Raw genomic sequence first — 11,411 nt, 5'->3', positions numbered from 1 at the left:
TTATCAAAGCATCCCTAGAATGCGCGCCACTTGCAGCGTAAAGCACACAGCGAAACGCAGCAGGGAGTGAATGTTGTAGTGTGTCCCCTTCGTCTAGTGGCCTAGGACACCGCCCTTTCACGGCGGTAACAGGGGTTCGAGTCCCCTAGGGGACGCCAATGCGGGAATAGCTCAGTTGGTAGAGCACGACCTTGCCAAGGTCGGGGTCGCGAGTTCGAGTCTCGTTTCCCGCTCCAGTTTACAAAGGCTTTGCTTAACGGCAGGGCTTGTAAAAACCCAGCGTCAGATCTTCATGGTTTGAGTTGGTAACTGAAGCATGCATTGCATGTTTCGGGCGTAGTCCCCTTCGTCTAGTGGCCTAGGACACCGCCCTTTCACGGCGGTAACAGGGGTTCGAGTCCCCTAGGGGACGCCATTTTTGCGGGAATAGCTCAGTTGGTAGAGCACGACCTTGCCAAGGTCGGGGTCGCGAGTTCGAGTCTCGTTTCCCGCTCCAAATATGGTGCTCCAGCGTTTGATAACGCTGTAGTGATGGAACAAGGGCATTAGTGCTTGTTCTTGCCGGTTCAGCCGGTCGCTACAAGATTTGCGGGAATAGCTCAGTTGGTAGAGCACGACCTTGCCAAGGTCGGGGTCGCGAGTTCGAGTCTCGTTTCCCGCTCCAAATAAAGAAACGCCGTTCGTTTGAACGGCGTTTTTTTTCGTCTCGATTTTTTAGCCGCTGTGTGTGGGCGGCAGGGCTGTTGTCAGCCCTGCGCAGCTTCATCGCTTAATGCTTGCTGTCGTCGTCCGACATGCTCAGCAGCTGTTTTTCCTGGTTCCAGTCAAAGGGTTCATCATTCTGCTCGGCCTCGAAGCGGCGCTCCTCCAGTTCCTGGTACATGTCCAGTTCGTTCTCCGGCATGAAGTGCAGGCAGTCGCCGCCAAAGAACCACAGCAGGTCGCGCGGTACCAGGTGCGCGACCTGTGGATAACGCTGGATGACCTGGCACATCAGGTCCTGGCCAAGATAGGTACTTTCCGGGTCGACGGGCAGTTGCAGCATCAGATCGTCGAAGCGCTCCAGAAACAGCGCGTGGCTTTCTTCCGGCACCTGCTCGGCTTCGCCCAGGGCAACCAGGATGGTGCGCAGGTGGGTGAGCAGGGCGAGATGGTATTCCAGGCGATCGGTAGCCATGCGGGCAGTCCTCTTGAGCAAAAACGGGCGCGGGAGTATACGGCTCCCGGCGCCCGATGTCCCGGCCCTTAGCGAATCTTGCCGTCGGCCGGTAGCAGTTGCTCCTTGTCAAAGGCATCGACATCGATCACCCGCCGGCGTGCCGACTCAGCGGCATGCAGGCTTTGCGCCTCGTTAGCCTGCAGTACACCGGCATGCACGGCGGCGTCGATTGGCGACTCGCCCGGCGCGGGAGCAACCTGACCACTCTTGACGGCCTGGTGCAGTTTTTTGCGCAGCGGCTCGCCGGCGCTGAGTTGATCGTAGGCCTGTTGCAGGGCGGCGACCGGGTCGCCGTCTGCTTGCGGCCGATAACAACCGGCAAGCAGCTCCTCGAGGGCCGGGTCGCCCTTGGCGCGGCCGACCAGTTCGGCAATCTCGGCGTCCAGTTCATCGCTTGGGCCGGTATGCCGGCGGCCGAAGGGGAATACCACCAGGCGCAGGGCGCAGCCGAGGAAGCGGTTGGGGAAATTGTCGAGCAGGCGGTCCAGGGCCTTTTCGGCCTGGCCGAGACTCTCTTCCATGGCCCAACGCAGCAGCGGTCGCAGGTGCTCGGGCGAGTTCAGGTCGTAGTAGCGCTTAAGCGCCGCCGAGCCCAGGTACAGGTGGCTGAGAACATCGCCCAGGCGGGCTGACAGGCGCTCTCGGCGTTTGAGCTCACCGCCCAGGAGCATCATGCACAGGTCGGCAAGCAGGGCGAAGGCTGCGGCCTGGCGGTTGAGGGCGCGGAAGTAGCCTTGGCTCAAAGCGTCGCCCGGGACCTTCTCGAAATGGCCCAGGCCCAGGCCGAGCACCAGGGTGCTGGCGGCGTTACCTACGGCAAAACCAATATGCTGCATCAGCAGGTGATCGAATTCCTTGAGCGCCTGGTCGTGATCCTCGCGACCGGCCAGGGCCATCTCCTTGAGCACGAACGGATGGCAGCGAATCGCGCCCTGGCCGAAGATCATCAGGTTGCGCGAGAGGATGTTGGCGCCCTCGACGGTGATGAAGATCGGCGCGCCTTGCCAATTGCGCCCCAGGTAGTTGTTCGGGCCCATGATGATGCCCTTGCCGCCGTGCACGTCCATGGCGTGCTGGATGCATTCGCGCCCGCGTTCGGTGAGGTGGTACTTGAGAATCGCCGACAGCACCGAGGGTTTTTCACCCAGGTCCACGGCCTTGGCGGTGAGCAGGCGCGCGCTGTCCATCAGGAAGGCGTTGCCGCCAATGCGGGCGAGAGATTCCTGGATACCTTCGAAGGCCGCCAGCGGCACATTGAACTGCTCACGGATGCGCGCGTACTGGCCGGTGACCAGGCTGGTGTACTTGGCCGCGCCGGTACCCACGGCCGGCAGGGAAATCGAACGGCCCACCGACAGGCAATTCATCAGCATCATCCAGCCCTTGCCGAGCATGTCCTGACCGCCGATGAGAAAGTCCAGCGGCACGAACACGTCCTTGCCGCTGTTGGGGCCGTTCATGAAGGCTGCGCCCAAGGGCAGGTGACGCTTGCCGATCTCGACGCCGGGGGTGTCGGTGGGAATCAGCGCGAGGCTAATGCCCAGTTCTTCTTTATCGCCGAGCAGGTGCTCGGGGTCGTAGGCCTTGAACGCGAGGCCCAGCAGGGTAGCGACCGGGCCGAGGGTGATGTAACGCTTTTCCCAGTTCAGGCGCAGGCCAATGACTTCTTCGCCTTGCCACTGACCTTTACAGATAACCCCGGTATCGGGCATGGCCCCGGCATCGGAGCCAGCCAGTGGGCCGGTGAGGGCAAAGCAGGGGATCTCGTCCCCACGGGCCAGGCGTGGCAGGTAGTGATTGCGTTGCTCGTCGGTGCCGTAGTGCAGCAGCAGTTCGGCCGGGCCGAGGGAATTGGGCACCATCACGGTCGAGGCGAGGTCGCCGCTGCGGGTCGCCAGCTTCATCGCCACCTGCGAGTGGGCGTAGGCCGAAAAGCCCTTGCCGCCGTATTCCTTGGGAATGATCAGGGCAAAGAAGCCGTGGTTCTTGATGTGCTCCCAGGCCGCAGGCGGCAGGTCCAGGTCCTGGCCGATCTGCCAGTCGCTGACCATGGCGCAGAGTTCTTCGGTAGGGCCATCGATGAACGCCTGCTCTTCTTCGGTAAGTTCGGCTTTGGAGTAGCCGAGCAAGGTGTTCCAGTCCGGACGGCCGCTGAACAGTTCGCCGTCCCACCACACGGTGCCAGCGTCGATGGCTTCGCGTTCGGTCTGCGACATCGGCGGCAGGGTGCGCTGGAACCAGCCGAACAAGGGCGCGGTGAGCATTTTGCGGCGCAAATCCGGGAGCAGCAGGGGAGCGGCGACTGCGGCCAGCAGCAGCCAGAAAATCGTCAGCAGCCAGCCTGGGGCGTGGCTGAAAATGCCCATCGCCAGCAGGTACAGGGCAACGATGCCCAACGCCGGCAGGGCGGCGATTCGACGATGGGCCAGGTAGGCCACGCCGATCACCAGGACCACTAACCACAACAGCAACATAGGAATTCCTCCGTGAAACATCGGGGCATTTCGCCATCCATCGAAGCTTAGACCGCATCCGCTAAACGGCTTGTCTGAACAGTGACAGGACATGACCTCAGGAGTTCGCCTGCAAGCCAAACGATTGCCAGCGCGATTGCCTGGAGTAGACTGGACGACCAGCCAAATCATCAGGGAAACGACATGCTCAAGATCTGGGGCAGGAAGAACTCGTCGAATGTCAGGAAAGCATTATGGTGCGCAGAAGAGCTTGGTCTTGAGTATGAGTCGATCGATGCCGGTGGTGCCTTCGGCCTGGTTAACGAGCCGCAGTACCGGGCGCTGAACCCCAACGGCCTGGTGCCGATGATCGAGGACGACGGCCTGGTGCTGTGGGAGTCCAATGCCATTGTGCGCTACCTGTCTGCGCAGTACGGCAGCGAGTCGGGTTGGTATGAGCAGGACGCGCGCAAGCGTGCCGAGGCCGACAAGTGGATGGACTGGGTCACTTCCTCCCTGGCTACGCCGTTCCGGCCGTTGTTCTGGGGCATTTTGCGCACGCCTGCCGAGCAGCAGGACTGGGTGGCAATCAATGCCGCACACAAGACCTGCGCGCAGTTGCTGTCGATCGCCGACCAGGCCCTGGCGCACAGGCCTTACCTGTCCGGAGACAACCTGGGCATGGGCGATATCCCCCTGGGCTGCTTTGCCTACGCCTGGTTCGAGATGCCCATCGAGCGCCCCGAGATGCGCCACCTGCGTGCCTGGTATGAGCGCCTGCAGGAGCGTCCGGCCTATCAGGCAGCGGTAATGTCGGCGCTGACCTGATCGGCTGTTGCCGGGTAATGCGGTCAATCTGATAGTTATTATCGATACTCATGACTGTACTTGTCCGGTCTGCACAAGCACCATGTTCATATTCACTGCGGCCGGCTTTGCCCGGCCGCGTCTAGAACCTTCCACACTGGTACGCGACCCGCTATGAGTTCTGCTCTGTCCATAAGGCAGCTAACCAAAACCTACGGCAACGGTTTCCAGGCCCTCAAGGGCATTGACCTGGATGTCGCCGAAGGTGACTTCTTCGCCTTGCTCGGCCCCAACGGCGCCGGCAAATCCACCACCATCGGCATCCTCTCGACCCTGGTCAACAAGACCAGCGGCAGCGTCAACATCTTTGGCCACGACCTCGATCGCCAGCCCGCCGCGCTCAAGCGCTGCATCGGCGTGGTGCCGCAAGAGTTCAACTTCAACCAGTTTGAAAAGACCTTCGATATCGTCGTCACCCAGGCCGGTTACTACGGTATCCCGGCCAAGGTTGCCAAGGAGCGGGCCGAGCAGTACCTGACCCAGCTCGGCCTGTGGGACAAGCGCGATGTACCGTCGCGCTCGCTGTCCGGCGGCATGAAGCGCCGCTTGATGATCGCCCGCGCCTTGATCCACGAGCCGCGCCTGCTGATCCTCGACGAGCCGACCGCGGGCGTCGACATCGAGCTGCGTCGTTCGATGTGGAGCTTTTTGACCGAGCTCAACCAGAAAGGCATCACCATCATCCTCACCACCCATTACCTGGAGGAGGCTGAGCAGCTGTGCCGCCACATCGGCATCATCGACCACGGCACCATCGTCGAGAACACCAGCATGCGCGCGTTGCTCAGCAAGCTGCATGTCGAGACCTTCCTGCTCGATCTAAAGCAGGACCTGCCCCAGGCGCCAAACCTGGTCGGGTACCCGTGCCGTTTGATCACCCCGCACACCCTGGAAGTGCAAGTCGACAAGGAAGTGGGCATCACCGCGCTGTTCGGCCAACTGGCGTTGCAGAACATCGAGGTGCAGAGCCTGCGCAACAAGACCAATCGTCTCGAGGAGCTGTTCGTGTCCCTGGTTGAGAAAAACCTGGCAAAGGTGGCGGTATGAGTTCGGAACTGAGCGCCAACCTGGTCGCCCTCAATACCATCGTTTACCGCGAAGTACGCCGTTTTACCCGGATCTGGCCGCAGACCCTGCTGCCCCCGGCGATCACCATGGTCCTGTACTTCGTGATCTTCGGTAACCTGATCGGCAGGCAGATCGGCGACATGGGCGGCTTCACCTATATGGAGTACATCGTCCCGGGGCTGATCATGATGTCGGTGATCACCAACTCCTATGGCAACGTGGTATCGAGCTTCTTTGGCAGCAAGTTCCAGCGTTCGATAGAGGAACTGATGGTGTCGCCGGTATCACCGCACACCATCCTCGTCGGCTACACCCTGGGCGGTGTGTTGCGCGGTTTGGCGGTGGGGGTGATTGTCACCTTGCTGTCGTTGTTCTTCACCGACCTGCAGGTCCATCACCTGGGCGTGACCATTGTCGTGGTGTTGCTGACGGCGACGATCTTCTCGTTGCTGGGCTTCATCAACGCCGTGTTCGCTCGCAACTTCGATGACATCTCGATCATCCCGACCTTCGTGCTGACACCGCTGACCTACCTGGGCGGGGTGTTCTACTCGATTACCCTGTTGCCGCCGTTCTGGCAGACCGTGTCGATGGCCAACCCGGTGCTGCACATGGTCAACTCGTTCCGCTACGGCATTCTCGGGGTGTCGGATATCCGCATCGGCGTCGCCATCAGCTTCATGCTGGTCGCCACGGCAGTCCTGTATATCGGCTGTGCGCGGTTACTGGTCAGTGGGCGAGGAATGCGCACCTGATTGCTTGACCTTGCGTCGGCGCCACTGCCTGCCGACCCACCAGCGCCAGTAGAGCATGGTCAGGCAGTAGGCGAGGGCGCCAAGCAACACGCCGCACACCACCGAGCCCAGCAGGAACGGCTGCCACAGGGTCGATAGCTGGTCGGTGATCCACTCGAAGGTCAGTTCTTCAGGCAGGGTGCGCGGCGGGATTTGCATCAGCCAGGCGCCCATCTGGTAGGTGCAGAAGAATACCGGCGGCATGGTGATCGGGTTGGTCAGCCACACCAGGCTGACTGCGATTGGCATGTTGCCGCGCACCATGATCGCCAGGCTTGCGGCCAGCAGCATCTGCATCGGAATCGGAATGAAGGCGGCGAACAGTCCGACGGCCATGGCGCGCGCAACCGAATGCCGGTTGAGGTGCCAGAGGTTGGGGTCATGCAACAGCCGGCCGAGAAAGCGTAAGGATTTGTGTTCCCTGATGCTGGTCGGATCGGGCATGTAGCGTTTGAAGAGACGACGCGGCATGTGGGGTCTCGGCAATCTGAAGGGTGCCAGTATGCACGGATTCTAAAAATGCCTTGTTCAGACTTTGTGACAATTATTTAGCGAGACCTCGCCGTCACTGATCTAAGCCTCAGGGGGTGGTTTACTTCTGGAGCTTCACGCTTATGCGCACAGGGATGTTGGCGCTTGCACTCGGGCTGATCAGCCTCGGGTTCCTGCCGGCTTTGCCGTCCGTCTGGACACTTGTCCTGCTGGCGTTTACCGGACTTTGCTGCCTGCCTTCGCGGCTGTGGCCAGTGGGGCTGTTTCTGTTGGGGCTGAGCTGGGCGTGCGTCTCGGCGCAATGGGCATTGGATGAGCGCCTGGCAGCGCAGTTCGATGGTCGTACCCTGTGGATAGAAGGCCGGGTCACCGGTTTGCCGGAGCAGGGCGCGCGCTCAGTGAGGTTCGAATTGAGCGACGCCGCGTCGCGTCGCGGGCAGTTGCCAAAGCGCATGCAGCTCAGCTGGTTCGGCGGCCCGGCGCTCAACAGCGGTGAAGATTGGCGCTTGGCCGTCAGCCTCAAACGCCCCGCTGGCTTGCTCAATCCTCATGGCCCGGACCAGGAGGCCAGCCTGTTGGCCCGGCGTATCGGCGCAACCGGCAGCGTCAAGGCCGGCGAACGCCTGCAGCCGGCGACTGCGGCTTGGCGGGATGGCTTGCGCCAGCGCTTGATGAGCGTCGATGCCCAGGGCCGGGAGGCGGCGCTGGTAGCCTTGATACTGGGCGATGGCGGCGGGCTGGCGCGCCAGGACTGGCAAGCGCTGCAGGACACCGGCACGGTGCACTTGCTGGTGATTTCCGGCCAGCATGTGGGCCTGCTGGCCGGGCTGGTGTACGCCGTGATTGCCGGCCTGGCACGCCTGGGCTGGTGGCCGCAACGACTGCCCTGGCTGCCCTGGGCCTGCGCGCTGGCTTTTTTTGCAGCACTGGCTTATGGCTTGCTGGCCGGATTTCAGGTGCCGGTGCAACGTGCGTGCATGATGCTGGCCATGGTGCTGCTCTGGCGCCTGCGTTTTCGCCACCTGGGCGTTGGCCTGCCGTTGTTGCTGGCGCTTGATGCAGTATTGCTGTGGGAGCCGTTGGCCAGCTTGCAGCCAGGCTTCTGGCTGTCGTTCATGGCCGTGGCCGTCCTGATCTTCACCTTCAGCGGCCGCCTTGGCGCCTGGAACCCCTGGCTGGCCTGGGGGCGCGCCCAGTGGTTGATCGCCATCGGCTTGTTGCCGGTACTGCTGGCGCAAGGCTTGCCGGTGAGCCTGAGCGCGCCGCTGGTCAACCTGTTTGCCGTACCGTGGATCAGCCTGGCGGTATTGCCCACGGCATTGCTTGGCACTGTGTTGCTGCCCGTGCCGCTGGTGGGCGAGGGGCTGCTTTGGCTGGCCGGCGGCCTGCTCGACGGTTTGTTCCGTTTGCTGGCTGAAATGGCGGGATGGCGGCCGGCCTGGCTGCCTGCGCCGCTGCCGTTCTGGGGCTGGTTGCTAGTGTGTCTGGGGGCTTTGCTGCTGCTGTTGCCACGCGGGATGCCCATGCGGGTGCTGGGCTGGCCATTGCTGCTGCTGGCAGCGTTCGCGCCCAGAGAGCGCGTGCCGGTGGGGCAGGTGGAAGTCTGGCAACTGGATGTCGGCCAGGGGCTGGCCTTTGTGCTGCGCACCCGGCACCACGCGATGCTCTATGACGCGGGGCCGGCCATGGGTGATTTCGATCTGGGCGAGCGCGTGGTGCTGCCCAGCTTGCGCAAGCTGGGGGTGGGCAAACTTGACCTGATGTTGCTCAGCCACGCCGACGCTGATCACGCCGGTGGCGCTCGCGCCGTGCAGCGCGGTTTGCCGGTGCTTCGGGTGCAGGCTGGCGAGGCTGCGGCCTTGCCCGAAGTACTTCAAGCGCAGCCGTGCAGCAGCGGCGAACGCTGGCAGTGGGATGGGGTGAATTTCTCACTGTGGCAGTGGCAGGACGCTGGTGACAGCAACCAGGATTCCTGTGTGCTGCTGGTTGAGGCAAATGGCGAAAAGCTGCTGCTCACCGGCGATCTCGATGCCCGGGGCGAACGGGCCTGGGCGCGGGACTGGCAGGCAACCACAGTAGACTGGTTGCAATCCCCCCATCACGGCAGCCGCAGCTCCTCCAGTGAGACCTTGTTAAAGGCTACCGCCCCGCGCGGCGTGCTGATTTCGCGCGGGCGCTACAACGCGTTCGGGCATCCGCACCCGGAGGTGATGGCGCGCTATCGGACGCACGGTATCCAGGCCTATGACAATGTCGAGCACGGCGCCTTGCGCCTGCGCCTGGGTACATTCGGCGAGGCTGAAGGGTTGCGTGCCCAGCGGCGTTTCTGGCGTGAGCCCAGATGACGACCTTCGGCAGATGAGCCCCCTGGGGTCCTATGGTAAAGTGGCGGACTTTTTCGAGGGGATGCTTACTGTGTGGGAATTGGTCAAGTCCGGTGGCTGGATGATGCTGCCGATCATTCTGAGCTCCATCGCTGCCATGGCGATCGTCGCCGAGCGTCTCTGGACCTTGCGCGCCAGCCGGGTCACGCCACCGCACCTGCTGGGCCAGGTGTGGGTGTGGATCAAGGACAAACAGCTCACCAGTGACAAGCTCAAGGCCCTGCGCGCCGATTCGTCGCTGGGCGAGATCCTCGCCGCAGGCCTGGCCAATTCGCGCCATGGCCGCGAGATCATGAAGGAATGCATCGAAGAGGCCGCAGCGCGGGTCATTCACGAGCTGGAGCGTTACATCAATGCCCTGGGCACCATCGCCGCCATGGCGCCGCTGCTCGGCCTGCTCGGCACCGTGCTGGGCATGATCGACATCTTCAGCGCCTTCATGGGTACCGGCATGACTACCAATGCCGCAGTACTGGCAGGCGGTATTTCCAAGGCACTGATCACCACCGCAGCCGGCCTGATGGTCGGTATTCCGGCGGTATTCTTCCACCGTTTCCTGCAGCGCCGTATCGACGAACTGGTGGTCGGCATGGAGCAGGAAGCGATCAAGCTGGTCGAAGTGGTGCAGGGCGACCGTGATGTCGACCTCACCGAGGGCAAGGCGTGAAATTCCGGCGCAAGCCACGGGAGACCGTGGACATCAACCTGGCCTCGCTGATCGACGTGGTGTTCATCCTGCTGCTGTTTTTCGTGGTTACTACCACCTTTACCCGCGAAACCCAGTTGCGCGTCGAGTTGCCGGAGTCGGTCAGCGGCGCCCCGGCACCCGACTCGGAGCTCAAGCAACTGGACATCACCATCAGCGCCGACGGCGTCTACTCGGTGAACAACCATCTGTTGCCCAAGAGCGACCTGGCGACCCTGACCGAAGCCCTGCAGCAGGAGTCCGCAGGTGATACCAAACTGCCGTTGTCGATCAGCGCCGACGGCAAGACCCCGCACCAGGCGGTGGTGACTGCCATGGATGCGGCCGGCAAGCTCGGTTTCAGCCAGTTGCGCATGACCACGGTCGAGGCGGCTCAGGGGACTCCCTGATGGCCTTTGCCGATCGCCTGCTCGATGCCTGGTACGCCGGGCATCCGGCCCTGGCCCTGCTGCGTCCGCTCGAAGCCCTCTACCGCCGCGTCGTGCGGCGCAAGCGTGCGCGCTTTCTCAGTGGCGAGAGCCCCAGTTATCGCGCCCCGGTGCCGGTGATTGTGGTGGGCAACATCACTGTTGGCGGCACCGGCAAGACGCCGATGATCCTCTGGCTGATCGAACATTGCCGCCAGCAAGGCCTGCGCGTTGGCGTGGTCAGCCGTGGTTATGGTGCCAAGCCGCCGCAACTGCCGTGGCGCGTGCGTGCCGAGCAGAGCGCGGCCGAGGCGGGTGATGAACCGTTACTGATCGTCCAGCGCAGCGGCGTGCCGCTGATGATCGACCCGGACCGTTCGCGTGCGGTTCAGGCGTTGCTGGCCAGCGAGGCGCTGGACCTGATCCTGTGTGATGACGGCATGCAGCATTACCGCCTGGCCCGCGACCTGGAACTGGTGTTGATCGATGCCGCCCGTGGCCTGGGTAACCGCCGCTGCCTGCCGGCCGGCCCCTTGCGCGAGCCGGTGGAACGCCTGCAGGACGTCGACGCGGTGCTTTACAACGGCGCCACGACCGACCGCGAAGACGGTTTTGCCTTTGCCCTGCAACCTACTGCACTGGTCAACCTGCGCAGTGGCGAGCGCCGTGGCCTCGACTTCTTTGAGCCAGGCCAGGCGATGCACGCGGTGGCCGGCATTGGCAACCCGCAACGTTTCTTCAAGACCTTGCAGGGGCTAAACTGGCGTCCTGTGCCACACCCTTTTGCCGATCATGCCGAGTACAGCGAGCAGGCCTTGAGCTTCAGCCCTGCGCTGCCTTTGGTCATGACCGAGAAGGACGCGGTCAAATGCCGCGCCTTCGCTGCCGACGACTGGTGGTACCTTGCGGTCGATGCTGTGCCTTCGCCGGCCTTTAAGGCCTGGTTTGACACACAGCTCGCACGCTTGCTGCCCGGGTCGCGGCCCTCCTGATTCGTTTCTTTTTCCGGCCACTGGCCTGA

At 62.8% G+C, this 11,411-nt stretch carries 10 protein-coding genes and 5 tRNA genes; 12 read left to right on the top strand and 3 right to left on the bottom strand.

Annotated elements, in window-relative coordinates:
* Nucleotides 1-82: 82 nt before the first annotated feature.
* The 5 genes from ABIE20_RS07575 to ABIE20_RS07555 all read left to right on the top strand — a co-directional run bounded on the left by ABIE20_RS07575 (nucleotide 83) and on the right by ABIE20_RS07555 (nucleotide 664).
* Nucleotides 83-158, top strand: a tRNA-Glu gene (locus tag ABIE20_RS07575).
* A 2-nt stretch (nucleotides 159-160) separates the two neighbouring features.
* Nucleotides 161-236 (top strand) — tRNA-Gly (locus ABIE20_RS07570).
* A 103-nt stretch (nucleotides 237-339) separates the two neighbouring features.
* A tRNA-Glu gene (locus ABIE20_RS07565) sits at nucleotides 340-415 on the top strand.
* A gap of 5 nt (nucleotides 416-420) precedes the next feature.
* Nucleotides 421-496, top strand: a tRNA-Gly gene (locus ABIE20_RS07560).
* Between the two features lie 92 nt (nucleotides 497-588).
* Nucleotides 589-664: transfer RNA gene (locus ABIE20_RS07555), tRNA-Gly, on the top strand.
* Between the two features lie 105 nt (nucleotides 665-769).
* Here ABIE20_RS07555 and ABIE20_RS07550 read toward each other — a convergent pair.
* Nucleotides 770-1,177 carry a PA2817 family protein gene (locus tag ABIE20_RS07550; RefSeq protein WP_045195203.1) on the bottom strand — a complete coding sequence of 136 codons (408 nt, stop codon included), beginning with the start codon at nucleotides 1,175-1,177 and terminating at the stop codon, nucleotides 770-772.
* A gap of 68 nt (nucleotides 1,178-1,245) precedes the next feature.
* Nucleotides 1,246-3,693 carry an acyl-CoA dehydrogenase gene (locus ABIE20_RS07545; protein WP_429504044.1) on the bottom strand — a complete coding sequence of 816 codons (2,448 nt, stop codon included), beginning with the start codon at nucleotides 3,691-3,693 and terminating at the stop codon, nucleotides 1,246-1,248.
* A gap of 183 nt (nucleotides 3,694-3,876) precedes the next feature.
* On the opposite strand from ABIE20_RS07545, the gene ABIE20_RS07540 reads away from it, so the two are divergent.
* The 3 genes from ABIE20_RS07540 to ABIE20_RS07530 all read left to right on the top strand — a co-directional run bounded on the left by ABIE20_RS07540 (nucleotide 3,877) and on the right by ABIE20_RS07530 (nucleotide 6,362).
* A complete protein-coding gene (locus ABIE20_RS07540; RefSeq protein ID WP_429504042.1) occupies nucleotides 3,877-4,500 on the top strand; it encodes a glutathione S-transferase family protein in 624 nt (207 codons plus the stop codon).
* A 153-nt stretch (nucleotides 4,501-4,653) separates the two neighbouring features.
* Nucleotides 4,654-5,586 (top strand): ABC transporter ATP-binding protein, encoded by a 933-nt coding sequence (locus ABIE20_RS07535; protein ID WP_045195197.1) that lies wholly within the window; start codon nucleotides 4,654-4,656, stop codon nucleotides 5,584-5,586.
* On the top strand, nucleotides 5,583-6,362 hold the full coding sequence (locus ABIE20_RS07530; protein WP_045195195.1) for an ABC transporter permease: 780 nt from the start codon (nucleotides 5,583-5,585) through the stop codon (nucleotides 6,360-6,362). Before ABIE20_RS07535 ends, ABIE20_RS07530 begins: the two co-directional genes overlap by 4 nt.
* Here the strand turns inward: ABIE20_RS07530 and ABIE20_RS07525 are convergent.
* The gene (locus ABIE20_RS07525) at nucleotides 6,330-6,872 is read right to left on the bottom strand and encodes a DUF2062 domain-containing protein (RefSeq protein ID WP_045195193.1); all 543 of its coding nucleotides are present in this window, start codon (nucleotides 6,870-6,872) and stop codon (nucleotides 6,330-6,332) included. The two genes, ABIE20_RS07530 and ABIE20_RS07525, sit on opposite strands and share 33 nt — an antisense overlap.
* A 143-nt stretch (nucleotides 6,873-7,015) precedes the next feature.
* On the opposite strand from ABIE20_RS07525, the gene ABIE20_RS07520 reads away from it, so the two are divergent.
* The 4 genes from ABIE20_RS07520 to lpxK all read left to right on the top strand — a co-directional run bounded on the left by ABIE20_RS07520 (nucleotide 7,016) and on the right by lpxK (nucleotide 11,382).
* Nucleotides 7,016-9,238, top strand: coding sequence for a DNA internalization-related competence protein ComEC/Rec2 (locus ABIE20_RS07520; RefSeq protein WP_429504039.1), 2,223 nt, complete (start codon nucleotides 7,016-7,018; stop codon nucleotides 9,236-9,238).
* A gap of 70 nt (nucleotides 9,239-9,308) precedes the next feature.
* Nucleotides 9,309-9,944, top strand: a complete 636-nt coding sequence (locus tag ABIE20_RS07515) for a MotA/TolQ/ExbB proton channel family protein (RefSeq protein ID WP_429504038.1) — start codon at nucleotides 9,309-9,311, stop codon at nucleotides 9,942-9,944.
* Nucleotides 9,941-10,372 (top strand): ExbD/TolR family protein, encoded by a 432-nt coding sequence (locus tag ABIE20_RS07510; protein ID WP_010223210.1) that lies wholly within the window; start codon nucleotides 9,941-9,943, stop codon nucleotides 10,370-10,372. Before ABIE20_RS07515 ends, ABIE20_RS07510 begins: the two co-directional genes overlap by 4 nt.
* Nucleotides 10,372-11,382: a tetraacyldisaccharide 4'-kinase gene (lpxK, locus tag ABIE20_RS07505; RefSeq protein ID WP_429504036.1), complete on the top strand. Its 1,011-nt coding sequence runs from the start codon at nucleotides 10,372-10,374 to the stop codon at nucleotides 11,380-11,382. Before ABIE20_RS07510 ends, lpxK begins: the two co-directional genes overlap by 1 nt.
* The last annotated feature ends 29 nt before the right edge of the window (nucleotides 11,383-11,411 follow it).

Source organism: Pseudomonas sp. 2835 (assembly GCF_050435905.1).
Taxonomy (GTDB): Bacteria; Pseudomonadota; Gammaproteobacteria; order Pseudomonadales; family Pseudomonadaceae; genus Aquipseudomonas.
This window is presented reverse-complemented; position numbering and strand designations above follow the sequence as displayed.